This window comes from Hymenobacter metallicola, from assembly GCF_004745645.1.
Classification (GTDB): domain Bacteria; phylum Bacteroidota; class Bacteroidia; order Cytophagales; family Hymenobacteraceae; genus Hymenobacter; species Hymenobacter metallicola.
The window spans coordinates 278,562-302,920 of record NZ_SRMB01000002.1; the positions used below are offsets into that span (position 1 = coordinate 278,562).

A 24,359-nucleotide genomic window follows, 5' to 3' on the forward strand; every position below is an offset into this window, starting at 1 on the left:
TCAGGCCAAGTCGGTTAGTTGAACGCCAGCAGCTTCTTCCCCTCGTCGGCCAGGTCGAAGTTCAGATAGGGATTCGTGGTCAGGGCCTGACGGATCAAGGCCTGGCCTTTTTCGGCCTGCCCGTTGCGGGAGGCAATCAGCCCGGCCCGGCACAGCAGCGTGGGGTTCTGGGAGTTAGTCCGTAGGGCCGTTGTTATCAGCTTCTGCGCCTCTTTGTACTCGCCCCGCTTGTAATGCACCCAAGCCAGGGTTTCGCAGACGTCGATGTTGTCGGGCCGCCGCTCGTACTCAATTTTGGCGTGCGCCAGGGCTTTATCCAGCTCGTTTACTTTCAGGTAGGCATAGGCCAGCTCCCGGTCGGCGTAGTGGCCCATCTGCTCGTTGTCATCGGCTTCTTTGGCATCATCCGCCAGCATGCTGATGGCTTCCTTGGCCATTTGAGTAGCCTTGGCCGGCTCCTTGTTGAGGCGATACAAGTCGGTTAGCTCGTCGGCAAACGCGTAGTCCTGCACCGTGGCGCGGGCCTTGCGGAAGTACTCAATAGCGGCCGGGTAGTTTTTCCGGGCCTTTTCTACCCGCCCCAGGCCCGCCAGGGCATAGGCGTAGTAGGGCCGCTGCAGCAGGGCCATCTGGTACTGCTTTTCAGCGTTGGCCAGGTCGCCGGTGCTTTCGTAGAGGTGGCCCAGCGTCGTGCGCGACCATTCGGTTTGCTCCAGGCCCGGGTAGCCGGCCTTCACGGCCATGTCCATGGCTTCGATGGAGCCCGGATAGTCGCCGTGGATTTCGCGCAGGTAAGACACGCGGGAGTAGGAGCGTAAATCGGGGCGCACCTGGTTCATTTTGTCGGCCATCTTCACGGCTTCGGGGTAGCGGCCCAGCTCTACATTCGCGTCGCAAAGCAAGCCGTACACGAAGGCATTGTGCGGGTTCAGCGCCACGGCCTGCTCGGCCACAGCCAAGCCTTCGGAGAAGTGGTGCTGGGTCAGGCACAGGGAAGCCTTGCAGCACAGGGCCTCAAAGTTTTCGGGCTCCTGTTGCAGAATGCCGTTGAGCAGCTGCATGGCGGCCATGTCGTAGTACGGATGGTCGCCGGTGACGCGGGCTTCCTGCATGTAGGCCTGGGCCAGCATGAGCTTGGCCTTGTTATCGTCGGGCTTATCGCGCAGTTGGGCCAGCAGACCACCAATGGCGTTTTTGGTGTTCAGCCACTCGCCGCCCAGCGCCAGGTCGCCGTGCCGTTCCTTCAGGGTTGGAATAGGCTCGGGCTTGCGGAAGAAAAACAGCGCTGCTACGGCCAGGCCAAAGCAAACGAGTAGTACAGGGTAAAAATATTTACGCAAAGCAGCAGGGGCTAGAAGATGGGAAATGAGCCCAGCCGAAGCCAGGCTCACTAGTTACCAGCAAGCTAGCCGAACTCACCCGGGTTCGGCTAGCAGAGAGGCTACTTCCAAAACGGCCGGCCGGAGCAAGCTTCACCCGGCCGTTCTGAAGCAGTCAATTTCTTAGTTGGTGTGCACCAGCTTGATGGACTGCAGCACCGTCTCACCCGATTTCACCGTGGCAATGTAGGTACCGGCGGCCAGGTTCTGCACTTTCCACGACATTTCGTAGGTGCCGGGCTTGTGCTCCTTGTTATCTACCAGTGTCTTCACCGGGCGGCCCATCATGTCGGTAATTACGATGGTCAGCGGGCCTTTCACACCCACTTCGTAGCGGATCGTGGTTTTATCGGTGAAGGGGTTGGGGTAGTTTTGGGCTACTTCCACGGGCGAGGCCATCAGGCCCAGGCCCACGTTGCCGCGCTGCGAGGTAACCGTAGGCTGGGCTTTGGTGCCGCGCCAAGGCGTCTGCATGTAGGGGAAAGCCGCCCGCAGGGTCGTGTCGTTGGCTTCCACCCCGGTCCGGAAGTTCACCACGCGCAGCAGCTGGGGCGTGAGCGGACTCGCAGCCGTGGCCGAGAAGTCATCATAGAACAGGCCAATGGCGGCCAGTACGGCGCCACCCACGGCCTGCAGCTCGATACGGGTTACGTCGTCTTCCAGACGGCGGCCGTTGGGGAAGCCGTCCATGTTCGGAATAGCCTGCAGGGCCGCGCTACCATTGAAGCGGGAGTCCGTCAGGCCCAGCACGGCGGCGGCCAGCAGGCCTTCGGAGCTGAACTCGGGGTTCGGAGTGCCGTTGGCCAGGGTGCGGGGCGTGGCGGGCACGGCCATGTTCAGGCGCAGCATGTCGCCCAACGTGGGCAGGAAGTTGTTGATAAACGGCTTGCCAGCGGCCAGCGGATTACGCAGGGGCTTGCCGGTGGCCAGCTGGTAGGGCGGCAGGTTGGGCACGCCCGTGTGGAAGATGGGCAGAATGTCGACCGAGCGGGGCTTGCCGGCGCGCAGCAGGTAAGGGCCAAACGTGGGGTCGGCAAATACGGTGTTGGCGCGTTGGGCGGCCGTCAGGTTGGCCAGGCCGTCCTTGCCGTTGCGGAAGTCGAATGCCTGCAACGAGTTGGTTTGGATGCGCAGATCCCCCAGGCCGGGCACGGCCCCACCGAAGCGGCTGTCGTCCATGTAGAGGGCCAGCTCGGGGTTCATGGCGTTTTCGTCAAACTTAGCCACGGCGCCGTACGGGTTGCCCGCATTCCATTCGTCTTTCTGCCCGATGGGAATCACCACTTCGTTCGTCAGCGGCATGCCCAGGCGCGACACCTGCACAAAGTTGCCCGACTGCGTCTGGGTACCGTCCACGTTGAGCGTGCGGATAGCCTGCCGGCTGGCCGAAGCCCATACGCCGATGATGTAATCCGAGTCGAGAATGTTGGCTGCCTGCGCACCGGTCTTGCCGTCTTTCTGCAACACCGAAATCGGGATTTGCAGGGCAATGGTGTGGGTGTTTTTACGCGCTACCCCGTCGCGGGCCCCGGTCTGGCGTACGCCACCCAGGTCGAAAATACCTCCCAGGTCCACGAAGAACGGATCGTCGACCGGGCCGCAGAATACCTTGGTGCCATTGGCCAATGTCTGAATAGCATTGGTCATGAGCGTATTGTAGGGAGTACCCAGACCGGCAGCCCCCTCAATGGAGCGGGGGCCGATGTTGGGCGGAGGCACCACGCCGTTGTTGACGATGGTTGTGAAGGCGCCACCGTTCACGCTCAGCTCGGCCCGGTAGGTGGTTTTCTGATTTTCCTTGCCCAAGCGGGTGCGGAAAAACGTGGTGGGGTCCTCGTTGGTCCGCGTGAACGTAAACCGGTACGTCAGGTCATCACCCGTCGTGGTTGTTTTGTTCTTGATGTGAATCTCATAGCGAATATTTTCGCCGAACGTGTTGTAAATCGGGCCACCCTGGGGCAGCTCCAGCGGAATGTAGTTGGCGATGATATTGATCATCTCCGCGTTGTTCGGGTCGCGGAAGGCGTACAAGTCCGTGTTGTCGGCCAGCGGGTCGTCGGCAATCAGCGGCGCTTCCCGGTGGCTGGAAGCTTCTATTCGGGTGTTCTGTCCGCTCCAGGCGAGGGCGCCGACAATGGCAGTGGCCGCTAACCCCATATGGAGTATGGGACGCGTAAAGGTCTTCTTCATGGTGAAAAGGTTGAGTGGAAAAAAGAAAGCGTACTCCTCCCGGCATGCCAGGAGGCATTTAAAAAAAGAAGCCGAAAAAACGCGCAAAACGGGCCGTGAGGCCCTTACTGGGGCAGAAGCCACACGCTGGTGTGAGCGTAGTGGCATGAGCATAGCGCTCAGCAACTCGGGTGCTGAGAAAGCGGGGCGGAGTTGTTGAGCTATACGCAACTACTGCCGTGCCTGGATTGTGTTGAATGGAACTTTTTTTCTAAAAAAATAGAACTGCCGGCAAAGCCAACTCCGTCAATGGTTTGTTAGCTGCCCTAGCCGCATTTCTTCGCTACTTTTGCCCCCTCATCGTAGGGAGAAGTAGCACTACTTTTCTCTCTCGTTTCGCTTATCGCGCGTTTCGGCGCGCCGGTTTATTTACCCCATGGCCAAAGTCGCAATCAACCTCTCTACGGGGAGCATTCAGCAGGAAGAAATTATCGTCGGCATTGACCTGGGCACGACCAACAGCCTGGTAGCCTATATCCATCCCGACAGCCGCCAGCCGCTAGCCATCAACGACCAGGGCCGGGGCACCATCGTGCCGTCGGTCGTGCACTTCCCGGCCGATGCCAACGACCCGATTGTGGGCACCGACGCCAAGCAATATCTGCTAACCGAGCCTCAGAACACGATTTATTCGGTTAAGCGCCTGCTGGGCAAGTCGTACCGCGACCTGGGCGAACAGGCCGCTCAGCTGGGCTATAAAGTAATCGACGACAACTCGGAGGGTTTGGTTAAAATCCGGGTCGGCGACCGGTTCTACTCGCCTATCGAGCTATCGGCCGAGATTCTGAAAGAGTTGCGGGCCCGGGCCGAACACGCCCTGAAAACGCCCGTCAACCGGGCCGTAATTACCGTGCCGGCGTATTTCAACGACTCCCAGCGCCAAGCCACCCGCGACGCCGGCCGCCTGGCAGGCCTCGAAGTGCTGCGCATCGTGAACGAGCCGACAGCGGCAGCCCTGGCCTACGGCATCGGTCTGAGCCCCGACGAGGAGAAAACAGTAGCCGTGTACGATTTGGGCGGCGGCACCTTCGATATCAGCATTCTGCGCATTCAGCAGGGCATTTTCGAAGTCCTGAGCACCAACGGCGACACCTATCTGGGCGGCGACGACCTCGACCGCGCCATTATCGACTACTGGACCGGGGACTACCAGCTGGCCACCGTGCTTTACCAGAACCCCCAGGCCCAGCAGCAGCTGCGGCTACTGGCCGAGCAGGCCAAGCGGCACTTGAGCAGCAACGATTCGTTTGAAGCCGATTTTGAAGGCACCCTCCTGCCCCTGACCAAAGCCCGGTTCAACGAGCTGGTGCAGCCGTTGGTAGAGCGCACCATTGCCTCTTGCCGCCAGGCCCTGGCCGACGCCAAACTCACGCCCGCCGACCTCGACGCCGTATTGCTGGTAGGCGGCTCTACCCGGGTGCCGCTGGTTTACGATTCGGTGTCCGAGTTTTTTCAGCAGCCCGCCAACAGTTCTTTAAACCCCGACGAGGTAGTTGCCCTGGGGGCCGCCATTCAGGCCGACATCCTGGCCGGCAACCGCCGCGACGTGCTCCTGCTCGATGTGACGCCCCTGACGCTGGGCATCGAAACCCTGGGCGGACTGATGGATTCCATTATTCCGCGCAATTCCAAGATTCCGACCAAGGCCGGCCGGCAGTATACTACTTCGGTCGACGGGCAAGTGAATCTGAAAATCTCCGTGTATCAGGGCGAGCGGGACTTGGTGCAGGAAAACCGCAAGCTGGCCGAGTTTATCCTGCGCGGCATTCCGGCCATGCCCGCCGGCCTGCCGAAAGTTGATGTCAACTTCCTGCTCAACGCCGATGGTATTCTGCAGGTCGAAGCCATTGAGCTGCGCTCTAATACCCGGCAGGCGGTGGAAATTAAGCCCCAATACGGCCTCACCGACGAGCAGGTGGAGCAGATGCTGATGGACTCGCTCACCCACGCCCGCGAGGATGTGGCCGCCCGCATGGTCATTGAGGCCCGCACCGTGGCCGAGCAGATGCTGTATCAGGTGGAGCGCTTCGTGGAGAAAAACTCCCAGTACCTGACCGAAGACGAAATCACGCTGACCGCCGCCCAGACCCAGGTGCTGCGCGAAAGCCTGGAAACCAACGATAAGGATACCATTCTTAAGGCCGTTGACGAGCTGGAGCACCTCACCAGCCCCTTCGCCGAACGGGTGATGAACATTTCCATCAAGCAGGCTATGACCGGCAAAAAGATTGAATAGACTGCACATGCTCAATAAGAGGCGGTAGAATTTAAGGCACCTTAAGTTTTACCGCCTCTTGTCGTATCCCCCTTTTTCTACTTCACTGCCATTACCATGAATGCAAATCTTACCCGGTTGGTAGCGGCGGCGCAAAAGCCAGTTCGCCGCATCATTGGGCTGATGTCGGGCACCTCGCTCGACGGGTTGGATGTGGCCCTGTGCCGGTTTGCAGGCCACGGCGCGGCCACGCAGGTAAGAGTCGAGCACTTTGCTACGGTGCCGTATACGGAGGCCATACGCCACGAAATTCGCCGGGTGTTTGCCCAGCCGCAGGTTGAGCTGCAGCACCTTACTCTGCTTCACGCCTGGCTGGGCACCCTGCACGCCGACCTAGTGCTGCGGTGCCTGGACCAGTGGCAGGTGCAGCCCGCCGAAGTCGATGCTATAGCCAGCCACGGCCAGACGGTGTTTCACGCCCCGCAACACCAGCACGGTCTAGCTGAGTGGCCCAATGCCACGCTGCAGCTCGGCGACGCCGACCACCTCGCCGTGCGCACTGGTATTCTTACCCTGAGCGACTTTCGCCAAAAACACGTGGCCGCGGGTGGGCAAGGCGCTCCGTTGGCCGTGTACGGCGACTACCTGATTTTCTCCCAGGCCGGGGAGGACCGGCTGCTGCTTAACCTGGGCGGCATTGCCAACTTCACGTACCTGGCGGGCAGCCTCGATGCGGCGGCGGTGTTCAGCACCGATACCGGCCCCGGCAATACCCTGCTCGATGCCTTCGTGCGCGAGCTGTACCCGGGCACGCAATACGACGAAAATGGCGCCTTGGCAGCCCAGGGGTGGGTACACGAAGGGTTATTACAGGCCTTGCTAAGCCACAGCTTTTTCCGGGAACCCCTGCCCAAAACAACCGGACCAGAGCTCTTCAGCAAGCACTATGTACGGGCCGCTCAGCGCCAGACCGACACGCTCAGCCTCCCTCCTACCGACTTGCTGGCCACGCTAACCGCTTTCAGTGCCGCGGCCGTAGGCCGGGCCGTGCAGCAGGCTTTCGGCCCGGCCCGGCCTTTTACCATCTACGCCAGTGGCGGCGGCATGCACAACCCCACGCTGATGGAAACCCTGCAACGGGAGCTGCCCCACTGCCGCTTCGCCACTACTGCCGACTTGGGTGTTGCTCCCGATGCCAAAGAAGCCGTGCTATTCGCTATTCTGGCCAATGAAACCCTGGTAGGCAACGCGCTGCCCATTGGCAACGGCATTCAGGCGGTGCCTGCTGTTAGTCTTGGCAAAATATCCTTCCCGCAGTAAGCAGCCGGTTACTTCCGTTTGGTTTGCGGAGCCGGAATCAGCCCAAAGCCCATGATGGCCGTGGCCGTAGAGTCGCGGAACGTAACATCGAGCTGCACCTGGGGCAGGCGGGCCAGGGTGTCGCTCTTGAACATGAAACTGTAGAAACTAGTCACCTCGTGGGTTTCCCCGATGCGGTAGCCAAGCTTATACAGGTCGATGGGCTGGCCACGCCGCTGGCCCTGCGCGTGCAACGGCCGCGCTGCCGCCCGAAACTCCTTGGCCGTTAGCGTAGCCTGGGTTTCGGGCGCTAGCAGCCGATACGCTACGGTGTAGTCGCCCCGCAGCACCGCGAGCAGAAATTGCCGGGCCACCTGCACCTGCGAAGGACGAGCTACTGCGGGCACAGCCAACAAAAGCCACACGGCCAGCAGGACGCCGGCGCGGCGCCAGGCTCTGAGGGTTCGGATTATGGTCATAGAAGCGGAGCTGGCAAATACAACGCCACGCCCACGGCAATAACGTAAAACGGCGGCCCCGGCTCCAGAATCCACAGCTGTAGCCGGGGCCGCCGGGCCATTTCCTTCGCAGTATCAAACGACAATGCGCTGGGCTACACTTATCAGGTCCGGTCCGCACTACGGCGCGTATACGCACCGCTGTTCAGGCTAACGCGGGGCTATTCTTCCTCTTGCGGTACCAGGATAAACACGTCCTCGCCGGGGCGTTTCATGATGTATTTCTCCCGGGCAAACTTCTCCAGGAGCTCCGGGCTGCTCAACAACTCGGCCCGGTCTTTTTTCACGACATCAATGTTTTTCAGGTAATACTCCTTCTCCGCCTGTAGCTCCCGCCACTTGGCATACATATCGTACTGCTTCAGCAGGTCGTTGGCGTCGAACACCAGCATCCAGATCAGAAAGGCGGCGCCCGTCAGGAAGTAGAAACTGCGTAAGAAGCGGGGCACCCGCTGAAATACCTGTAACAGCTGCATAACACCCAAAGATAACGCAAAGGGTCCGGTCTGCATACAGACCGGACCCTTTTACATTCAACTTGTTGCCGGGGAAGTATCCAACTACATCTTGCGGCCGGGGAAGTAGGCAATTTCGCCCAGCTCTTCCTCGATGCGCAGCAACTGGTTGTACTTGGCCATCCGGTCGGAGCGCGAAGCCGAGCCGGTCTTGATCTGACCGGTGTTCAGGGCCACGGCCAGGTCTGCAATGGTGTTGTCCTCGGTTTCGCCCGAGCGGTGGCTCATGATGCTCTTGTAGCCGTTGCGGCGGCCCAGGTTAATAGCATCAATGGTTTCGGTGAGCGTACCAATCTGGTTTACCTTGATGAGGATGGCGTTGGCAATCTGCTCGTCGATACCACGCTGCAGGCGGGTCACGTTGGTCACGAACAGGTCGTCGCCCACCAGCTGGGTAGTGCTGCCGATGCTGTTGGTGAGGTTTTTCCAGCCAGCCCAGTCGTCCTCGTCCATGCCGTCCTCGATGCTGATGATGGGGTACTTCTTGGTCCAGTCGGTCCAGTAGGCTACCATCTCGTCGGAAGTCAGCTTGTCGCCGGTGCTCTTCTTGAAGTGGTAGTGCGTGCCGTCGTAGAACTCGGAGGCGGCCGCGTCCATGGCAATCATCACGTCGTCGCCGGGCTTGTAGCCAGCCTTTTCGATGGCCTCAATTACAATCTTGATGGCGTCCTCATTCGACTTGATGTTGGGCGCAAAACCGCCTTCATCGCCCACGTTGGTGCTGAAGCCCTGCTTTTTGAGCACGTTCTTCAGGTGGTGGAAAATCTCGGTACCCCAGCGCAGCGCTTCCGAGAAAGAAGGAGCGCCCACGGGCATGATCATGAATTCCTGGAAGTCGATGCTGTTGTCGGCGTGCGAGCCCCCGTTCAGGATGTTCATCATCGGCACGGGCAACGTGGTAGCGCCTACCCCACCCACGTAGCGGTAGAGCGGCATACCGGCTTCCTGGGCCGCGGCGCGGGCAATAGCCAGCGAAGCGCCCAGAATGGCGTTGGCACCCAGATTGGCCTTGTTGGGCGTACCATCAATTTCGAGCATGATCTTGTCGAGCAGGCCCTGCTCGAATACCGAGAAGCCCAGCAGCTCTTCGGCAATCTTGCTGTTCACGTTTTCCACGGCCTTCAGCACGCCCTTGCCCATGTACTTCGACTTGTCGTCGTCGCGCAGCTCTACGGCTTCGTGCTTGCCGGTGCTGGCTCCCGAAGGAACAGCGGCCCGACCCACTACGCCGGATTCGGTAGTCACATCTACCTCAATAGTCGGATTACCGCGCGAATCAAAAATCTGCCGGGCATGAATGGCTGATATAATGCTCATGTTGAAAAGAATTGTGGTGAGGAATTCGTTTCCGCAGCCGCCGAACCTAGACCTAGGCCCCACATCCGGCTGCGGGGCCGAAAGGTAAGGAATTCACCCAGTACCCTGCTATCCTTCCAGCCACTTCCGAAACTCAGGGGTTTGGGCCGCGCTGGTCAGTAGCGTGGCCGTCCCGTGGCGGATTTTAACGCTCAGCCGGTTGTTGAAATAGGGCTCAGCTTTCTCTACGTAGCTGATGTTGACCAGCTCCGAGCGGTTGAGCCGGAAGAAGCGGCTGGGGTCGAGCTGGCGCTCCAGCTCCGTCAGGGTGCCGTTGAGCGGGTAGCGGCTGCCGGCTTTATCCACGGCGAAAACCACGCCCTCATCAGCCTGCAGATAGGCCACATCGTCGGTCTGTAATACGTAGAGGCCCTGGCGCATTCGCACCGAAAAGCGCTGCTTGTAGGCTGGCTGTGTACCCTGACGCAGGGCCTGGCTCAGGGCTTCCAGCATCTCCCCGCTCAGCGTGGGTGTCGTAGGCGCGGCTGGCGGAGTAAAGGCTTGCTGCAGGCCGCGGTACTTGGCCAGGGCTTCTGCCAGCTGAGCATAGGTATAGGGCTTGAGCAGATAGGCGATGCCGCTGGCCCGGAAGGCGGGCAGCAGAAACTGGTCGTAGGCCGTGGTGAAGATAATCGGGCAGGTCACCCGAAACTGCTCGTACAGGCCAAATACGTTGCCGTCGAGCAGTTCAACGTCGGAAAAAATTAAGTCCGGCATGGGGTTATTCCGCAACCAGGTCAGGGCTTTTTCTACCCCGCGTAGCACCGGCGGAGCTTCGGCAGCCAGGCCAGCCTGCGCCAGAAAGCGGATCAGCTGCCGGGCCGCCGGCTCTTCATCTTCCAGTATCAGAATACGCATGAATTAGGGTAACTGGGTAAAACAGTAAAACAGTGCGCAGAACGGCATTTTCTCACCCAACTGTAGCTTTCACTCACCGGCGCTTGGCAGCCGGGACAAGCGTGGTTAGAGTGTTTTCTGCTGGCGCAAGCTCAGCTGCGGCAAGCAGCGGTACGGTCACCTGGAACTCGGGCCCAGCGCTTTGCACGGCAATAGTCTGCCCGATCAGCAAGTGGTACCGTTCCCGTAGGTTGGCCAGCCCGGTACCCGTCGAATCGACGGCCGTGCGCTTGGGCCGGTGTGGGTGCCGCACCACCAGCTGCGTTTCAGTGGCCTCGATGGTAATCACGAGCGGGTCGTCCTCGTCGCCGGCGTTATGCTTAATGGCGTTTTCAAGGAGCAGCTGTAAGGTACCGGGCACCACGAGCAGCGTATCCAGGGCTGCCGCGGCGGGCAGGTGCTGCCGAAAGCCGTAGGCACTGCCAAAGCGGTGTTGCAGCAGGTATACATACTCGTTGGCAAACTGCAGCTCAGCCGCCAGGGGCACCACGTCTTCGTCTTTGTGGCGAATCAGGTAGCGGTAAAGCTCAGCAAAGTGGGTCAGGTACTCGTCGGCCGCTACGGGGTCGTGCTGAATTAGGCCCCGCAGCACGTTGAGGTTGTTAAACAGAAAATGCGGATCAATCTGAGCCTTGAGATTCCGCAGCTCACTTTCGGCGTGGGCCTTCTGGGCTAACACAAGCCGCTGCTGCAGGTCAAAATACCGCTTGCCAGTAAGCAGCACAGCCAGCATACCGTAGCTGAACGCATGACGGATAATGTTCTGCACCAAATCTAGGGGGCCCCACGTCACGGGCTGACTGAGCAGTAAGGAATAGCCCCCACCGTAGAGCACGCCACTGGTCAGCAAGAAAACCATCAGCAGCCCCAGGGCCCGCAACCGGTAACGTGGCGTGAGCAGATTCGGAAGCAGGCCGAACACAATGACAAACACGGCCGCCGAATCTAGCAGCACGGTATAAGCCATGCAACTCAGGGCCCGCAGCTCGCTAAATTGCTGCCAGTAGGTGGGCAGGATAATGGCCGTCGCCACGGGCCAGTACGCAGCGGCAGTCAGCAGATCGGAGCGGGAAGGACGGGCAAGCAGCATAGAACGCAGGTGAGCAAGCCAGGCCGTCTGGCGCGCCGAAAGTTGCCATTCTTTCCCCAGATCCGCACTACTCGGCCCCGCCTCCGACTGTTGCCGCTTGGTCGGCTGGTGGGAAGTATAGGCCAGCGCAGCACTCGCGGAATCGAATAGACTACGCACAGGTTTTTAGGGCCGCAGGGGTTGAACCGCCTCCGAGTTGCGCACCAGCACCAGGTATTGCACGTAGGCGGCGGCCGGTAGCTTGGGGTCAAACTGCATCTGCTGGGTTGCCGGGATGCCCGGCGCGTACGTCACCCGAATCGGCTGGCGGGTAGTAGCGGCACTCGGGGCGTCGAGGCGGAACAGGGTGGTGCTACCGGGCGCGGTCTGGGCCTTCAATTCCTCGATGCCCTCAATAACTGTCAGTGGCCCGTCGTGGTTGAATTTATTGGTGCTACCATACACCTGCCCTTGGGTTCGCCAGGGCGCCGGCAGGCCGCTGTTAGGGTACAGCATCTGGCAGCCCGAAAAGGCGCACATCACCGATACTACCTTATTGCGCACTGGCAGGTTACTTTGCCGCACCATGGCTGCAAATGTCAAATAGCCGCCTTGCAACGGGCTTTGCAGCACATGCGCCAGGCCCCACAACCCGTACATCTTCTCCCCGGCCAGCTTCTTGGTCTGACTTACTGCTCGATAATTGGCAAAGATGCTTTGCTCCCGGCCCAAGCCGTCGGCCCGGTACGTAAGGTTGTGGAGCAAGTGTAGCAGCGCCCCGTACGACGCGCCCAGGTTGAACTGGTAGGTTCCCGGGTGCTGCTCCAGCTCCGTAATGGTTCGGCGCGCCACACCCGTCAGCAAGGGAGAAGCCGGCTGTCGCATCAGGGTAGCAAGCGAATCGCGTAGCGCAAACAGCCTAACCGACCCGGCCATCTTCTTTTGCAACAGACGCTCCAGGTAGTCGGCGGCCAGGGGCAAGTCTTGCAGTTCGTCGAGGCCCACAAACTCAATCCGCCGTTTCTGCGGCAGCGTCAGGTTCAACGCCCGCAGCTTCCGAAACTTGTTCAGCAGGTCCTTATTCGCCCACTGCGACTCGGCCTGCACCCAGCTGCGGAATACCCGGTGCAGCGTGCTGTCATTACCCGTTATCAGGTATTGATTCAGGTAAAAGGCCTTGGCGCAGTCAAACTCACCCGCATAGTGCCGCACCCCTGCCCGCTGGTTCAAGTGCTTGAACAACTCAAAGTCCACCTCCTGGGGCCGAGCCACCCCGTGTGCCTCACCCAGCAGAAACAGTTCGTTGTTATAAAATGCTTTATCGAATACGTCAAAGCTGGAAGCAGACTTCAGTGGCAAGGCTGCTTGTGGCACTCCGGCAAATACAGCGGATGCCACTGGGCTGGGAGCCTGGGCCCGAAGAGCGGCAGCGCTACTTAGGAGCAAGGCGCCAGTTACGAGGGTGCAGTAGCAAGTGGTAAGAAAGGTGCGCATTGTCTTGATTGAGCTTAAGGTGGAATGATTATCTCAAAGCACGCTTACTGAGCCCCGAAGCCCTACCTCATTCTGCCCAACTGGGGAAAACCGGGCACGAACCTCGACAAAAAACCATTGACCTGCTGCCATCACCTGAACGCACAAAAAAGGGACGTGCCGAATGGCACGTCCCTTTTTGTATTGAATTGCTCGAAAACTACGAAGCAGCTTCTTCGGTCTTCTCGTCGCGGGTTTCGCCTTCGGTCAGCGTCTCGGTCGGAGCATCTGTAGCGGCAGCAGCCTCTTCGCTTACTACGGCAGCCGGAGCAGCAGCAGTAGCTTCAGCGGCGGGGGCAGCAGCGTCAGCACCCGACTTCTTCTTGCCGCGCGAGCGACGAGTCGTAGCCTTGGCTTCGCCGGCATTCTTAGCTTCCAGCAGGGTCTCGTTGTAGTCCACCAGCTCAATGATGCACACCTCGGCGTTGTCGCCCAGACGGTTGTCGCTCAGCTTGATGATGCGGGTGTAACCACCGGGACGGGTAGCAATTTTAGCGGCTACCGAGTCGTACAGCTCCTTGATCGACTCTTTGTTCTGCAGCGTAGCGAATACGGTACGACGCGAGTGCGTGGTATCGCTCTTCGACTTGGTCAGCAGGGGCTCTACGAACTTGCGCAGGGCTTTGGCTTTGGCCACCGTAGTGGTCAGACGCTTGTGCAGAATCAGCGACGAAGCCATGTTCGACAGCATCGCGTTGCGGTGGGAGGTGGTACGACCGAGGTGGTTGATTTTCTTACCGTGTCTCATTGGGTTGTGCTTCTCAGCAGGAATGTGTGTGCTTGCGTAGGACGACCACGGCGGGCTGCAAGTTGGTTAGGCGGCCTCATTAGAACCATCCTACCTCGGGCACACTGGTGAAAAAGTGTGAATTGTAATATGTAAAAAATGCGCCGGGGCGCTTTTCAGTACAAAGGTACCGCAAAGAACCCGTAGCGCATAGGCTAACAAGCAAAATGTGCTAATGTGGCGGTGGATGATTGGCTAACTCACGTTAGCACATTACCCACATTTACCACATTAGCACATTCAGATGCTAGTCTTCGTCGAGGCGGTACTTGCCCAGGTCCATCCCGAAGGTCAGACCTTTTTCCTCCACGAGGTTTTCAAGTTCGGTCAGCGACTTCTTACCGAAGTTGCGGAACTTCATCATGTCGCTCATGTCCAGCTGCACCAGTTCGCCCAGCGTCTTGATGTCAGCGGCCTTGAGGCAGTTGTAAGCCCGTACGCTCAGGTCCATATCCGCCAGCGGCGTCTTCAGTACCTTACGCATGTGCAGCGTCTCTTCGTCTACCGTCTCTTCTTCCTCGGCTTTGGCCGTCTCGAAGGTCATGGTGTTGTCCGAGAACAGCATGAAGTGCTGAATCAGAATATTGGCCGCACCTTTCAGCGCGTCCTCGGGGTGAATCGAACCGTCCGTCTGAATCTCGATGAGGAGCTTCTCGTAGTCGGTCTTCTGCTCTACCCGGGTGTTCTCAATGCTGTACTTCACGTTCTTGATGGGCGTGAAGATGGCATCAATGGCAATTTGCCCGAACACTTGGTCGGCAGGGCGATTCTCCTCGGCGGGCACGTAGCCGCGGCCTTTCTGAATCGTGAATTCAAACTCCAGCTCTACCGAAGGATCAACGTTGCAGATAACCATATCTGTGTTGAGCACTTCGAAGCCGGTAGTAAACTTATTGATATCACCAGCCGTGAACGTCTCCTGGCCCTTGATGCGGACCGTGATTTTGTCCTCGATGGCGTCGCTCACCTTCTTGAAGCGAACCTGCTTGAGGTTCAGGATGATTTCGGACATGTCCTCAATCACGCCTTCAATCGTCATGAACTCGTGCAGCACACTGGAAGTGCGGACCGACGTGATGGCATAGCCCTCCAGCGACGACAGCAGGATACGGCGCAGTGCGTTGCCGATCGTGACGCCGTAGCCTTTCTCCAGCGGTTTAAATTCAAATGTTCCGTAGAAGTCGTCGGATTTCTCCATCACTACTTTCTCCGGCATTTGAAAAGCTAAGATTGACATAAGTGGGGCTTTAAAAATACAACAAGGAAAAAACGAAGTAAGAACCCGACCATAAGCCGGGTTCCAAGAATTACTTCGAGTAAAGCTCGACGATGAGCTGCTCCGTGATTTTCTCCGGAATCAGGTCACGTGAGGGGGCGTTCAGGAACTTGCCCACCAATTCCTTGCCGTCCCACTCCAGCCACGAGAAAGCACGCGAGTTGCGGGCGCTCAGGCTGGTAGTGATGGCCTCCAGAGACTTCGACTTTTCGCGAACACCTACTACGTCACCAGCACGGAGCTTGTACGAGGCAATGTTTACTACTTCACCGTTCACCGTGATGTGCTTGTGCAACACCAGCTGGCGAGCAGCGCGACGGGTCGGAGCAATGCCAAAGCGATACACCGTGTTGTCCAGCCGCGACTCGAGCAACGCCAGCAGGTTGTCGCCGGTGATGCCGGGCAGCGTAGCGGCCTTGTGGAACAGGTTTTCGAATTGCTTCTCCAGTACACCGTACATGTACTTTACTTTCTGCTTCTCCATCAGCTGCACCGCGTATTCCGACTGCTTCTTGCGGCGGCCACGGCCGTGCTGGCCAGGAGGATAGTTCTTTTTGTTGAGTGCCTTGCTCGGGCCGAAGATTGGCTCTGCGAAGCGACGGGCAATCTTGGTTTTAGGACCAGTATAACGTGCCATTTCGGGGTATTTGAGTTTTGCAGGGGTTGAACCACGCGTGTCGGGCTCCTCGGATGCGGCTCACCCGCAGGGCAAGCCGGATCGGAAACCCGACACAGGGGCGAACTGAATAGTTCGCGAGTTCAGTATATCAGACGCGACGACGCTTAGGAGGACGGCAGCCGTTGTGGGGCAGCGGGGTCACGTCGCGGATGGTGGTTACCTCAATGCCCACGTTCTGGAGGGTACGGATAGCCGATTCACGGCCAGCGCCCGGACCTTTCACGAATACTTCGGCTTTGCGCATGCCCAGATCGTGGGCTACTTTGGCGCAATCCGTAGCTGCCATCTGGGCAGCATAGGGCGTGTTCTTCTTAGAACCTTTGAAACCCATCTTACCAGCCGATGCCCAGGAAATAACCTGACCATTATTGTTGGTGATGGAGATGATGATGTTGTTGAAGGAAGCCTTGATGTGAATTTGGCCGACCTGCTCAACAACGACAACGCGCTTTTTGGCTTTGTCTTTTCTCTTTTGTGCCATTTGGTTATCGCAAAAAACTGCGGAAGGTGTTGAAGCCGGTTCAGAGTCCTGAACCGGCTTCGATTCCCGCTACAATTTATTTAGTAGCTTTTTTCTTGTTGGCAACGGTTTTCCGCTTGCCTTTGCGCGTGCGCGAGTTGTTCTTGGTACGCTGACCCCGAACTGGCAGACCTTTGCGGTGACGCAGACCCCGGTAGCAACCGATGTCCATCAGGCGCTTGATGTTCAGCTGCACTTCCGAGCGCAGAACACCTTCAGTCTTAATTTCGGCAGCAATGATGCTGCGGATTTCGCCAGCTTCTGCTTCCGTCCAATCCTTTACTTTCTTGTTCAGGTCGATGCCGGCCTGGGTCAAGATTTTCTGAGCGGATGGACGGCCGATGCCGAAAATGTAGGTCAGCGCGATTTCACCGCGCTTGTTGTCCGGGATATCTACCCCTGCAATACGAGCCATTTGCTTTCTTAAAAAGTCTGGTGCTACTAACCCTGACGCTGCTTGAAGCGGGGGTTCTTTTTGTTGATGACGTACAGCTTGCCGTTGCGGCGAACCAGCTTACAGTCAACACTGCGTTTCTTGACCGAGGTTTTGACTTTCATGTCGTCGGGTTATTTGTAACGGTAAACAATTCGGCCCTTCGACAAGTCGTAAGGGGACATTTCCAGCTTCACCTTATCGCCCGGCAGGATTTTGATGTAGTGCATTCGCATTTTGCCCGAAATGTGAGCAACGAGCTGGTGACCGTTTTCCAATTCCACGCGGAACATGGCGTTTGAAAGGGCTTCCAGAATGACTCCGTCCTGTTCAATGGAGGATTGTTTGGCCATAAGGCTACTGTAAGGCTTTTTCTATGTATTCAAAGGAAGTGAGAATCTCCGCTTTGTCTTTTCGTACTACGACCGTGTGCTCAAAGTGCGCCGAAGGCTTGAAATCCTTGGTTCGGATGGTCCAGCCATCCTTTTCTTGAATTACGCTCTTCGTGCCCAGGTTCACCATCGGCTCGATGGCCAGCACCAGGCCCTCCTGCAGCTTCAGTCCCGCCCCACGCTTACCGTAGTTGGGTACTTCGGGCCGCTCGTGGAGTTTCTGACCAATTCCGTGGCCAACAAGTTCCCGCACTACTCCATAACCTTGTTTCTCAACATGGTTTTGGATGGCGTAACCTAAGTCGCCCATTCGGTTGCCTGCCACTGCCTGTTCAATGCCCAGATACAGTGACTTTTTGGTTTCTTCCAGAAGCTTGAGCACTTCTGGTGCCACTTCCCCTATTGGGTAAGTGTAAGCACTATCGGCATGGTAGCCGTTCAATAAGACTCCGCAGTCGACCGAAACAACATCTCCGCTCTTCAGCTGATAGTCACTCGGGAAACCATGCACCACGACTGAGTTAGGCGAGATGCAGAGACTATATTCAAAACCATTATACCCTTTGAAAGAAGGCTGTCCGCCATGGTCTCGGATAAATTCTTCCGCGCGCTGGTCGAGGGCGCGCGTCGTCACTCCTTCCTTAATCATGCCCGCAACTTCTCCGTGGGCTTGAGCCAGCACCTTAGCGCTGGCCCGGATGAGTTCTATTTCTTCTTCGGTCTTGTAGATAATCATGACCGAATTAGGATGCCAACGCTACGTTCTGGGTAGAACGACCACGCAGCTTGCCGGTCTTCATCATGCCATCGTAATGACGCATGAGTAAGTAGCTTTCTACCTGGTTCAGCGTATCCAATACTACACCTACCATGATGATCAGTGAAGTGCCACCATAAAAAGCAGAGAATGGACGCGTCACCCCTGCCAATAGGGCTAGAGCCGGGAAGATGGCAATCAAGGCCAATACAATTGCTCCAGGTAACGTAATGTGGGTCAACACCTCATCAATGTGTTCCGACGTATCGCGGCCTGGCTTTACACCAGGGACAAACCCACCACTACGCTTTAGGTCATCCGCAATCTGATTGGGATTAACACTGATAGCCGTGTAGAAGTAAGTGAAGACAATGATGAGAGTGGCGAATACTAGGTTATACTGCCAAGAAGTATAGTCAGAGAACTTCTGACCAATATAGCTGGCTGTATCACTATCGTTTTGCCAGACTGAGGCCAGAATGGCTGGCACGAACATCAGCGACTGAGCGAAGATGATTGGCATTACACCAGCGGCATTCACTTTGAGAGGAATAAACTGCCGCTGAGCATTCAACTGGGTAGTACCACCAACTTGTTTAGCATACTGCACCGGAATCCGGCGTACAGCCTGCGTTAGCACGATTACGGCCATTACAACTAGGAACAGCACCACCAGTTCAATCAGGAAGATCAATGAGCCACGCATGCCTTTGGCAGCAGCTTCACCAATGATAGCTCCAGGGAATCGTGATACAATTCCAATCATGATGATCATGGAGATACCGTTTCCAATACCCTTATCCGTAATCTTCTCTCCCAACCACATGCAAAACAGCGTTCCGGCCGTAATGATGAGCATTGTGGAGATAGTGAAAAGAGGACCTGGAGCAATAATAGCTTCAGCGTTGATGGTAGCAATAAAGCCGACTGACTGCGCCATTACAATCGGAATCGTAAGAATCCGCGTGTATTGGTTAATCTTCTTGCGACCTGATTCACCTTCTTTCTGCAGCTTCTGGAAGTAGGGCACTGCAATCGTTAGCAGTTGCAATACAATAGAAGCTGAGATATAGGGCATGATACCCAAGGCGAAGATCGAAGCATGGCTGAATGCACCACCGAGTAGTGTATCCAGAATGCCGAACAAACCTTCAGCGCCACCCTGCTTCAAACGCGACGCGTCGACGCCGGGGAGTACCACGTAGGAACCCAGCCGATAGATGGCAATGAAAAAAAGCGTATTGAAGATCCGCGTACGCAGATCTTCAATCGCAAAAATGTTCTTTATCGTTTCGATAAACTTTTTCATCGCCGATAAGACTTTACAGCGTCACAGCTTTACCACCAGCTTTCTCGATGGCCTCAATAGCCGACTTCGAGAATGCGTGGGCATGTACTTCCAGAGCAGTGGTAACTTCACCACGGCCTAGAATTTTAATTTTGGCATTTTTCGATACCAAGCCAGCCGATACGAAGTAAGCAACGTCCATCGTGGAAGTGCTGTTCTTTTCATTGAGGCTGGTGAGAGCATCCAGGTTGATGCCCTTATACTCCACGCGGTTGATGTTCTTGAAGCCGAACTTCGGAACACGACGCTGCAGGGGCATCTGGCCACCTTCGAAGCCAGACTTCTTGGAGTAACCCGAACGAGACTTTTGACCTTTGTGACCACGCGTCGACGTGCCGCCGCGGCCGGAACCCGTACCACGGCCAAGACGCTTGTTATTGCGCGTTGAGCCTACGGCGGGTGATAGATTGCTGAGATTCATATCGAGGGGAATCCTAGAGTTCAGTTACTTCCAAGAGGTGCTGCACAGCGGCTACCATACCGGCAACCTGGGGCGTATTTTCTACAGCCTTCGTGCTACCGATTTTACCGAGGCCCAGGGCCTTAACGGTACGCTTTTGACGCTCGGGGCGGTCAATAACGCTTTTCACGAGTTTGATTTGGATCTGCGCCATCGCTGCTTAACCGTTAAAAACTTGGGCCAGAGTGATACCACGCTGCTGAGCAATCTGCATCGGGTCACGCATCTTCAGCAGAGCGTCGAAGGTTGCCTTAACTACGTTGTGAGGGTTCGAAGAACCTTTCGACTTCGCCAGTACGTCCTTAATGCCGGCGCTTTCGAATACGGCGCGCATAGCACCACCAGCAATTACACCGGTACCAGCCGCGGCGGGCTGCACGAGTACGAAACCACCGGAATATTTGCCTTCCATTACGTGGGGAACCGTGTGCTTGTAGAGCGGCACTTTCACCAGGTTCTTTTTAGCGTCGTCGATGCCTTTGGCAATAGCGTCGGTTACTTCGTTGGCTTTGCCGAGGCCGTAACCTACGGTGCCGTTGCCGTCACCTACTACTACGATAGCCGAGAAGCTGAAGCGACGACCACCTTTTACTACTTTGGCAACGCGGTTGATAGCGACTACCTTCTCTTTCAGATCGGATTCGCCGGCGCGGGGAGCTTGCTGCTCACGGTTGCCACCACGGTCATTGCCACCACCCCGACGGTCATTGCCGCCACGGTCATTGCCACCACCACGGGGGTTGTTGTTGAATTCTGCCATGATGATTTAGAAATTGAGGCCGCCTTCGCGGGCTCCTTCTGCCAATGATTTTACGCGGCCGTGGTAGAGGTAACCCGAACGGTCAAATACCACTTTCGAAATTCCTTTTTCCTGAGCACGGGAGGCAAGTTCTTTGCCTACTGCGGCAGCCAGGGCGACTCCGTTGCCCTCTTCCACCGAAACGTGCTTCGAGGAAGCAGCCGCCAACGTACGGCCAGTGGTGTCGTCAATAATCTGAGCATAGATGCCCGTATTGCTGCGGAACACTGACAAACGTGGACGCTCGGACGTGCCAGCCACCTTAGTGCGGATGATGCGCTGGATCCGTTTTCTTCTAGTTGCTTTATCGAAAGCCATGATGCGAAATTATTTCGAAGCCGTTTTACCAGCCTTACGACGAATTTGCTCACCCACGAAGCGCACGCCTTTGCCTTTGTAGGGCTCAACTTTGCGCAGCGAGCGAATCTTAGCTGCTACCTGACCCAGCAATTGGTTGTCAATGCTGTTCAAGGTAACGATGGGGTTCTTACCTTTTTCGGTTACGGCCGTAGCGGTAACTTCTTTCGGCAAGGCCAGGAAGATGTTGTGCGAGTAACCCAGCGACAATTCCAGCGTAGTACCGGCCATTGCTGCTTTGTAACCTACACCTACCAGTTCCAGCTTCAACTCAAAACCGTTGCTTACACCATTGACCATGTTGTTGATCAGCGAGCGGTACAAACCGTGCATGGCCTTGTGGCGCTTCTGCTCGGTAGGACGCTCGACAACCAGCTGGCCGTCGGCTTGGGTAAGGGTAATGTCGCGGTCAACCGGGGTAGTCAGGGTGCCTTTCGGGCCCTTCACCGTGACGGTGTTTTCGTTGCTCACTTCAACCTGAACGCCCGAGGGCAGGCTGATGGGCAGTTTACCAATGCGTGACATAGTCTCGTTTCTCCTCGATTAGTAAACGTGGCACAATACTTCACCACCCACGTTCTGGGCTTTCGCCTCTTTCTCCGTCATCACCCCTTTCGAGGTCGACAGGATAGCAATACCCAAGCCGCTGAGTACGCGCGGCATGTTTTCCACGTGAGCGTACTGACGCAGACCGGGGGTGCTGATGCGCTCCAGTTTGGTGATAGCAGGCTGCTTCGTAGTAGGGTTGTACTTCAAGGCAATCTTGATGGTGCCCTGTACCGAAGAGTCATCAAAGCGGTAGCTCTGGATGTAGCCCTTGTGGTAAAGCACTTTCGTGATTTCCTTCTTGATGTTGCTGGCCGGGATTTCTACTACCCGGTGGTTTGCCTTGATGGCATTGCGTACCCGGGTCAGGTAGTCGGCAATTGGATCTGTATTCATTGTGTAGATGAGAGCAGCCCATTTTTAGGGAGCCGCAAAGATATGAAAATTTCGCCGCCATTTGAAAGTGGCGACGAAATTTTCGGTTAAGACTACTTGGCTCGACTTATTGAGGCTCGGCCAATGGTTTCTTTCGGCAACCTGCCAAATATCACGGTCTTATTGTGAATAAGACCAAAGCTGTATTACCAGCTCGACTTCGTTACGCCGGGGATCTTACCAGCCAGCGCCATTTCGCGGAACGTAACGCGGCTGATGCCGAATTTACGCATGTAACCACGAGGACGACCGTTGATTTTATCCCGGTTGTGGATGCGCACGGGCGAGGCGTTGCGGGGCAGCTTGTCCAGGCCTTCGTAGTCGCCGGCGGCTTTCAGAGCCTTACGCTTCTCAGCGTAACGTTCTACCGTAGCGATGCGCTTTCTTTCTCTTGCTTTGACGGATTCCTTAGCCATTGTTCTGTTTCTTGGCGTTAGCGAACGGCATTCCGAAAGCTTTGAGGAGCTCGTAGCTCTGCTCGTCGTTCTCGGCGGTCGTTACGAAGGTAATGTCCATACCCGAGATTGACTTGATCTTGTCGATCGAAATTTCGGGGAAAATGATCTGCTCCTTGATACCGAGGGTATAGTTACCCCGGCCGTCAAAGCCTTTATCATTGATGCCTTTGAAGTCGCGCACCCGGGGGAGAGCAACCGTCAGCAAACGGTCCATGAACTCGTACATCTGCTCGCCGCGCAATGTTACGCGGGCGCCGATGGGCATGCCTTCACGGAGTTTGAAGTTCGACACCGAACGCTTGGCAATGGTAGCAACGGCTTTCTGACCGGTGATGGTCGTCAGTTCGTCTACGCCATTGTCAACCAGCTTCTTGTCGGCTACTGCCGAACCAATACCGCGGTTGATGCAGATCTTGGTGATGCGTGGTACCTGCATGATGCTCTTGAACTGGAATTTCTCCTGGAGCGCGGGTACTACTTCTTTTTGATATATATCTTTCAGTCGGGCCATTGTCGTCGTACCGGGTTAGGCGTTTTTCGATTCAACTGCCTTCACGTTGGATACGTGGATCGGAGCTTCGATCTTGGTGATACCCCCTTGCGGGTTTTTAGCACTGGGTTTGTTGTGCTTGGTCACCAGGTTGAGGCCTTCCACGATAACGCGCTGCGTCGAACGGTTTACCGACTTGATAACGCCGGTCTTGCCACGCTCATCACCAGCAATTACCAGAACGGTATCACCGGTTTTAACGTGCAGTTTCACGGGCTGAGCTTTCGTCTTCGTTGCCATCTTGCTTAGAGAACTTCAGGAGCTAGTGAAACAATTTTCATGAACTGACGCTCACGCAACTCACGGGCTACGGGGCCGAAGATACGGGTACCGCGGGGCTCGTCGTTGTTGTTGAGCAGAACGGCGGCGTTGTCGTCGAAGCGGATGTAGGAACCGTCTTTGCGGCGTACTTCCTTCTTAGTGCGAACAACTACTGCTTTCGACACAGTGCCTTTCTTAGCGTTGCCGGAGGGCAGAGCCGACTTGATTGAAACTACGATCTTGTCGCCTACGCTGGCGTATTTCTTGCCCGTGCCACCGAGGACACGGATGCAGAGAACTTCTTTGGCGCCGCTGTTATCAGCGACGGTCAGACGGGATTCTTGCTGTATCATCTTACTTGGCGCGTTCTAGAATTTCTACCAATCTCCAGCGCTTATTCTTGCTCAGGGGGCGGGTCGACATGATGCGAACCGTATCCCCTTCGCCGCATTCGTTGTTCTCGTCGTGGGCCATGAACTTGGTCGACTTGGTAACGAACTTACCGTAGATCGGGTGCTTCATTTTGCTTTCTACCACAACCGTGATGGACTTGTCCATTTTGGTCGAGGAAACGCGCCCGATGATTTCTTTCCGCAGGTTCCGCTCTTCGGCGGTTACTACCTGCTGTTCTTCGTTGCTTGCCATCGTTATTTAGCAGTTTGGTTTGCCTGCTCGTTTTCGCGACGGGTCAACTCAGTCTTCAGACGAGCTACGGTACGGCGGCTGTGCTTCAGGCGAACTGGGTTTTCCAGGGGCGAAATGGCGTGTGCGAAGCGCAGGGCCTGGCCGCTGGTTTGTTCAGTCTTGATTTGCTCCTTCAGCGCTTCTAGCGAAAGGGCTTGGATTTCTGCGTTCTTCATCTTACTTGTTCTCTTCGTAGTCGCGACGAACAACAAACTTAGTTTTCACTGGCAGCTTCTGCGCAGCTAAACGCAGGGATTCCTGAGCCACTTCCAGCGGCACGCCGTCCGATTCGAACATGATGGTGCCGGGCTTCACGCAGGCTACCCAATATTCGGGGCTACCCTTACCCTTACCCATCCGAACCTCAGCGGGCTTCTTGGTAATCGGCTTATCGGGGAAAATACGGATCCATACTTGACCTTCCCGTTTCATGGCGCGGGTCATGGCGATACGAGCTGCCTCAATCTGGCGAGCCGTGATCCAAGCCACTTCCAACGACTTGATAGCGAAGGAACCGAAGTCTATGGAGCTGCCGCGGTAGGCTAGGCCTGTTACGCGACCCTTTTGCATCTTGCGATACTTGGTCCTTTTCGGTTGTAACATGAGT

General features: G+C 56.7%; 32 protein-coding genes. 2 read left to right on the top strand and 30 right to left on the bottom strand.

Annotation, left to right across the window (positions count from 1 at the left end; genetic code table 11):
- Window positions 1-14: 14 nt before the first annotated feature.
- Together E5K02_RS11965 and E5K02_RS11970 are read right to left on the bottom strand one after the other, a co-directional pair.
- Window positions 15-1,340: a tetratricopeptide repeat protein gene (locus E5K02_RS11965; protein WP_135395043.1), complete on the bottom strand. Its 1,326-nt coding sequence runs from the start codon at window positions 1,338-1,340 to the stop codon at window positions 15-17.
- Between the two features lie 162 nt (window positions 1,341-1,502).
- Window positions 1,503-3,569 carry a DUF4331 family protein gene (locus E5K02_RS11970; protein ID WP_135395044.1) on the bottom strand — a complete coding sequence of 689 codons (2,067 nt, stop codon included), beginning with the start codon at window positions 3,567-3,569 and terminating at the stop codon, window positions 1,503-1,505.
- 415 nt (window positions 3,570-3,984) lie between these two features.
- Between E5K02_RS11970 and hscA the strand changes: the two genes are divergently transcribed.
- Entirely contained in the window at window positions 3,985-5,844 is a 1,860-nt protein-coding gene (gene hscA, locus E5K02_RS11975) for a Fe-S protein assembly chaperone HscA (protein ID WP_135395045.1), read from the top strand.
- Between the two features lie 96 nt (window positions 5,845-5,940).
- The gene (locus E5K02_RS11980) at window positions 5,941-7,143 is read left to right on the top strand and encodes an anhydro-N-acetylmuramic acid kinase (protein ID WP_135395046.1); all 1,203 of its coding nucleotides are present in this window, start codon (window positions 5,941-5,943) and stop codon (window positions 7,141-7,143) included.
- Window positions 7,144-7,151: 8 nt separating this feature from the next.
- On the opposite strand, the gene E5K02_RS11985 is transcribed toward E5K02_RS11980, so the two are convergent.
- From E5K02_RS11985 to rplP, 28 genes are all read right to left on the bottom strand, one after another.
- Window positions 7,152-7,601: a hypothetical protein gene (locus E5K02_RS11985; RefSeq protein WP_135395047.1), complete on the bottom strand. Its 450-nt coding sequence runs from the start codon at window positions 7,599-7,601 to the stop codon at window positions 7,152-7,154.
- A gap of 200 nt (window positions 7,602-7,801) precedes the next feature.
- Entirely contained in the window at window positions 7,802-8,116 is a 315-nt protein-coding gene (locus E5K02_RS11990) for an FtsB family cell division protein (protein WP_135395048.1), read from the bottom strand.
- Between the two features lie 84 nt (window positions 8,117-8,200).
- The gene (gene eno / locus E5K02_RS11995; RefSeq protein WP_135395049.1) at window positions 8,201-9,472 is read right to left on the bottom strand and encodes a phosphopyruvate hydratase; all 1,272 of its coding nucleotides are present in this window, start codon (window positions 9,470-9,472) and stop codon (window positions 8,201-8,203) included.
- 108 nt (window positions 9,473-9,580) lie between these two features.
- A complete protein-coding gene (locus E5K02_RS12000; protein WP_135395050.1) occupies window positions 9,581-10,369 on the bottom strand; it encodes a LytR/AlgR family response regulator transcription factor in 789 nt (262 codons plus the stop codon).
- A gap of 73 nt (window positions 10,370-10,442) precedes the next feature.
- Entirely contained in the window at window positions 10,443-11,498 is a 1,056-nt protein-coding gene (locus E5K02_RS12005) for a sensor histidine kinase (protein ID WP_135395051.1), read from the bottom strand.
- 165 nt (window positions 11,499-11,663) lie between these two features.
- Window positions 11,664-12,836 carry a TraB/GumN family protein gene (locus tag E5K02_RS12010; protein ID WP_135395052.1) on the bottom strand — a complete coding sequence of 391 codons (1,173 nt, stop codon included), beginning with the start codon at window positions 12,834-12,836 and terminating at the stop codon, window positions 11,664-11,666.
- A 334-nt stretch (window positions 12,837-13,170) separates the two neighbouring features.
- Window positions 13,171-13,758, bottom strand: a complete 588-nt coding sequence (rplQ, locus tag E5K02_RS12015) for a 50S ribosomal protein L17 (protein WP_135395053.1) — start codon at window positions 13,756-13,758, stop codon at window positions 13,171-13,173.
- 286 nt (window positions 13,759-14,044) lie between these two features.
- Window positions 14,045-15,034, bottom strand: coding sequence for a DNA-directed RNA polymerase subunit alpha (locus E5K02_RS12020; protein WP_135395054.1), 990 nt, complete (start codon window positions 15,032-15,034; stop codon window positions 14,045-14,047).
- Window positions 15,035-15,104: 70 nt separating this feature from the next.
- Window positions 15,105-15,710 (bottom strand): 30S ribosomal protein S4, encoded by a 606-nt coding sequence (gene rpsD / locus E5K02_RS12025; protein WP_100337302.1) that lies wholly within the window; start codon window positions 15,708-15,710, stop codon window positions 15,105-15,107.
- 130 nt (window positions 15,711-15,840) lie between these two features.
- Window positions 15,841-16,233: a 30S ribosomal protein S11 gene (rpsK, locus tag E5K02_RS12030; protein ID WP_100337301.1), complete on the bottom strand. Its 393-nt coding sequence runs from the start codon at window positions 16,231-16,233 to the stop codon at window positions 15,841-15,843.
- A gap of 76 nt (window positions 16,234-16,309) precedes the next feature.
- The gene (rpsM, locus tag E5K02_RS12035; protein WP_135395055.1) at window positions 16,310-16,687 is read right to left on the bottom strand and encodes a 30S ribosomal protein S13; all 378 of its coding nucleotides are present in this window, start codon (window positions 16,685-16,687) and stop codon (window positions 16,310-16,312) included.
- Window positions 16,688-16,713: 26 nt separating this feature from the next.
- The gene (gene rpmJ, locus E5K02_RS12040; protein WP_046246595.1) at window positions 16,714-16,830 is read right to left on the bottom strand and encodes a 50S ribosomal protein L36; all 117 of its coding nucleotides are present in this window, start codon (window positions 16,828-16,830) and stop codon (window positions 16,714-16,716) included.
- A gap of 9 nt (window positions 16,831-16,839) precedes the next feature.
- On the bottom strand, window positions 16,840-17,058 hold the full coding sequence (gene infA, locus E5K02_RS12045) for a translation initiation factor IF-1 (protein WP_086592757.1): 219 nt from the start codon (window positions 17,056-17,058) through the stop codon (window positions 16,840-16,842).
- Between the two features lie 4 nt (window positions 17,059-17,062).
- Window positions 17,063-17,833 carry a type I methionyl aminopeptidase gene (gene map / locus E5K02_RS12050; protein WP_135395056.1) on the bottom strand — a complete coding sequence of 257 codons (771 nt, stop codon included), beginning with the start codon at window positions 17,831-17,833 and terminating at the stop codon, window positions 17,063-17,065.
- A gap of 7 nt (window positions 17,834-17,840) precedes the next feature.
- Window positions 17,841-19,163, bottom strand: a complete 1,323-nt coding sequence (gene secY / locus E5K02_RS12055; RefSeq protein ID WP_135395057.1) for a preprotein translocase subunit SecY — start codon at window positions 19,161-19,163, stop codon at window positions 17,841-17,843.
- A 13-nt stretch (window positions 19,164-19,176) separates the two neighbouring features.
- A complete protein-coding gene (rplO, locus tag E5K02_RS12060; RefSeq protein WP_135395058.1) occupies window positions 19,177-19,623 on the bottom strand; it encodes a 50S ribosomal protein L15 in 447 nt (148 codons plus the stop codon).
- Between the two features lie 13 nt (window positions 19,624-19,636).
- Entirely contained in the window at window positions 19,637-19,816 is a 180-nt protein-coding gene (gene rpmD, locus E5K02_RS12065) for a 50S ribosomal protein L30 (RefSeq protein ID WP_100337296.1), read from the bottom strand.
- 6 nt (window positions 19,817-19,822) lie between these two features.
- Window positions 19,823-20,422, bottom strand: a complete 600-nt coding sequence (gene rpsE / locus E5K02_RS12070; protein ID WP_240737263.1) for a 30S ribosomal protein S5 — start codon at window positions 20,420-20,422, stop codon at window positions 19,823-19,825.
- Between the two features lie 6 nt (window positions 20,423-20,428).
- A complete protein-coding gene (gene rplR, locus E5K02_RS12075; protein WP_100337295.1) occupies window positions 20,429-20,779 on the bottom strand; it encodes a 50S ribosomal protein L18 in 351 nt (116 codons plus the stop codon).
- Window positions 20,780-20,788: 9 nt separating this feature from the next.
- On the bottom strand, window positions 20,789-21,343 hold the full coding sequence (rplF, locus tag E5K02_RS12080; protein WP_100337294.1) for a 50S ribosomal protein L6: 555 nt from the start codon (window positions 21,341-21,343) through the stop codon (window positions 20,789-20,791).
- Window positions 21,344-21,361: 18 nt separating this feature from the next.
- Window positions 21,362-21,760, bottom strand: a complete 399-nt coding sequence (gene rpsH, locus E5K02_RS12085; protein WP_135395059.1) for a 30S ribosomal protein S8 — start codon at window positions 21,758-21,760, stop codon at window positions 21,362-21,364.
- Window positions 21,761-21,945: 185 nt separating this feature from the next.
- Window positions 21,946-22,215 (bottom strand): 30S ribosomal protein S14, encoded by a 270-nt coding sequence (rpsN, locus tag E5K02_RS12090; protein WP_100337292.1) that lies wholly within the window; start codon window positions 22,213-22,215, stop codon window positions 21,946-21,948.
- The gene (rplE, locus tag E5K02_RS12095) at window positions 22,208-22,768 is read right to left on the bottom strand and encodes a 50S ribosomal protein L5 (protein WP_100337291.1); all 561 of its coding nucleotides are present in this window, start codon (window positions 22,766-22,768) and stop codon (window positions 22,208-22,210) included. Before rplE ends, rpsN begins: the two co-directional genes overlap by 8 nt.
- 15 nt (window positions 22,769-22,783) lie before the next feature.
- On the bottom strand, window positions 22,784-23,047 hold the full coding sequence (gene rplX / locus E5K02_RS12100; RefSeq protein ID WP_100337290.1) for a 50S ribosomal protein L24: 264 nt from the start codon (window positions 23,045-23,047) through the stop codon (window positions 22,784-22,786).
- 5 nt (window positions 23,048-23,052) lie between these two features.
- On the bottom strand, window positions 23,053-23,421 hold the full coding sequence (rplN, locus tag E5K02_RS12105; protein WP_100337289.1) for a 50S ribosomal protein L14: 369 nt from the start codon (window positions 23,419-23,421) through the stop codon (window positions 23,053-23,055).
- A gap of 1 nt (window position 23,422) precedes the next feature.
- Window positions 23,423-23,713 carry a 30S ribosomal protein S17 gene (gene rpsQ / locus E5K02_RS12110; RefSeq protein WP_135395060.1) on the bottom strand — a complete coding sequence of 97 codons (291 nt, stop codon included), beginning with the start codon at window positions 23,711-23,713 and terminating at the stop codon, window positions 23,423-23,425.
- Window positions 23,714-23,715: 2 nt separating this feature from the next.
- Entirely contained in the window at window positions 23,716-23,928 is a 213-nt protein-coding gene (rpmC, locus tag E5K02_RS12115) for a 50S ribosomal protein L29 (RefSeq protein ID WP_100337287.1), read from the bottom strand.
- Window position 23,929: 1 nt separating this feature from the next.
- Window positions 23,930-24,355, bottom strand: a complete 426-nt coding sequence (gene rplP, locus E5K02_RS12120; protein ID WP_100337286.1) for a 50S ribosomal protein L16 — start codon at window positions 24,353-24,355, stop codon at window positions 23,930-23,932.
- Window positions 24,356-24,359 lie beyond the last annotated feature (4 nt).

Excerpts from the sequence above, each read along its gene's own strand:
- E5K02_RS11970 (WP_135395044.1), bottom strand. The coding sequence starts at position 3,569 with ATGAAGAAGACCTTTACGCGTCCCATACTCCATATGGGGTTAGCGGCC.
- hscA (WP_135395045.1), top strand. The coding sequence starts at position 3,985 with ATGGCCAAAGTCGCAATCAACCTCTCTACGGGGAGCATTCAGCAGGAA.
- E5K02_RS11980 (WP_135395046.1), top strand. The coding sequence starts at position 5,941 with ATGAATGCAAATCTTACCCGGTTGGTAGCGGCGGCGCAAAAGCCAGTT.
- E5K02_RS11985 (WP_135395047.1), bottom strand. The coding sequence starts at position 7,601 with ATGACCATAATCCGAACCCTCAGAGCCTGGCGCCGCGCCGGCGTCCTG.
- E5K02_RS11990 (WP_135395048.1), bottom strand. The coding sequence starts at position 8,116 with ATGCAGCTGTTACAGGTATTTCAGCGGGTGCCCCGCTTCTTACGCAGT.
- eno (WP_135395049.1), bottom strand. The coding sequence starts at position 9,472 with ATGAGCATTATATCAGCCATTCATGCCCGGCAGATTTTTGATTCGCGC.
- E5K02_RS12000 (WP_135395050.1), bottom strand. The coding sequence starts at position 10,369 with ATGCGTATTCTGATACTGGAAGATGAAGAGCCGGCGGCCCGGCAGCTG.
- E5K02_RS12005 (WP_135395051.1), bottom strand. The coding sequence starts at position 11,498 with ATGCTGCTTGCCCGTCCTTCCCGCTCCGATCTGCTGACTGCCGCTGCG.
- rplQ (WP_135395053.1), bottom strand. The coding sequence starts at position 13,758 with ATGAGACACGGTAAGAAAATCAACCACCTCGGTCGTACCACCTCCCAC.
- E5K02_RS12020 (WP_135395054.1), bottom strand. The coding sequence starts at position 15,034 with ATGTCAATCTTAGCTTTTCAAATGCCGGAGAAAGTAGTGATGGAGAAA.
- rpsD (WP_100337302.1), bottom strand. The coding sequence starts at position 15,710 with ATGGCACGTTATACTGGTCCTAAAACCAAGATTGCCCGTCGCTTCGCA.
- rpsK (WP_100337301.1), bottom strand. The coding sequence starts at position 16,233 with ATGGCACAAAAGAGAAAAGACAAAGCCAAAAAGCGCGTTGTCGTTGTT.
- rpsM (WP_135395055.1), bottom strand. The coding sequence starts at position 16,687 with ATGGCTCGTATTGCAGGGGTAGATATCCCGGACAACAAGCGCGGTGAA.
- rpmJ (WP_046246595.1), bottom strand. The coding sequence starts at position 16,830 with ATGAAAGTCAAAACCTCGGTCAAGAAACGCAGTGTTGACTGTAAGCTG.
- infA (WP_086592757.1), bottom strand. The coding sequence starts at position 17,058 with ATGGCCAAACAATCCTCCATTGAACAGGACGGAGTCATTCTGGAAGCC.
- map (WP_135395056.1), bottom strand. The coding sequence starts at position 17,833 with ATGATTATCTACAAGACCGAAGAAGAAATAGAACTCATCCGGGCCAGC.
- secY (WP_135395057.1), bottom strand. The coding sequence starts at position 19,163 with ATGAAAAAGTTTATCGAAACGATAAAGAACATTTTTGCGATTGAAGAT.
- rplO (WP_135395058.1), bottom strand. The coding sequence starts at position 19,623 with ATGAATCTCAGCAATCTATCACCCGCCGTAGGCTCAACGCGCAATAAC.
- rpmD (WP_100337296.1), bottom strand. The coding sequence starts at position 19,816 with ATGGCGCAGATCCAAATCAAACTCGTGAAAAGCGTTATTGACCGCCCC.
- rpsE (WP_240737263.1), bottom strand. The coding sequence starts at position 20,422 with ATGGCAGAATTCAACAACAACCCCCGTGGTGGTGGCAATGACCGTGGC.
- rplR (WP_100337295.1), bottom strand. The coding sequence starts at position 20,779 with ATGGCTTTCGATAAAGCAACTAGAAGAAAACGGATCCAGCGCATCATC.
- rplF (WP_100337294.1), bottom strand. The coding sequence starts at position 21,343 with ATGTCACGCATTGGTAAACTGCCCATCAGCCTGCCCTCGGGCGTTCAG.
- rpsH (WP_135395059.1), bottom strand. The coding sequence starts at position 21,760 with ATGAATACAGATCCAATTGCCGACTACCTGACCCGGGTACGCAATGCC.
- rpsN (WP_100337292.1), bottom strand. The coding sequence starts at position 22,215 with ATGGCTAAGGAATCCGTCAAAGCAAGAGAAAGAAAGCGCATCGCTACG.
- rplE (WP_100337291.1), bottom strand. The coding sequence starts at position 22,768 with ATGGCCCGACTGAAAGATATATATCAAAAAGAAGTAGTACCCGCGCTC.
- rplX (WP_100337290.1), bottom strand. The coding sequence starts at position 23,047 with ATGGCAACGAAGACGAAAGCTCAGCCCGTGAAACTGCACGTTAAAACC.
- rplN (WP_100337289.1), bottom strand. The coding sequence starts at position 23,421 with ATGATACAGCAAGAATCCCGTCTGACCGTCGCTGATAACAGCGGCGCC.
- rpsQ (WP_135395060.1), bottom strand. The coding sequence starts at position 23,713 with ATGGCAAGCAACGAAGAACAGCAGGTAGTAACCGCCGAAGAGCGGAAC.
- rpmC (WP_100337287.1), bottom strand. The coding sequence starts at position 23,928 with ATGAAGAACGCAGAAATCCAAGCCCTTTCGCTAGAAGCGCTGAAGGAG.
- rplP (WP_100337286.1), bottom strand. The coding sequence starts at position 24,355 with ATGTTACAACCGAAAAGGACCAAGTATCGCAAGATGCAAAAGGGTCGC.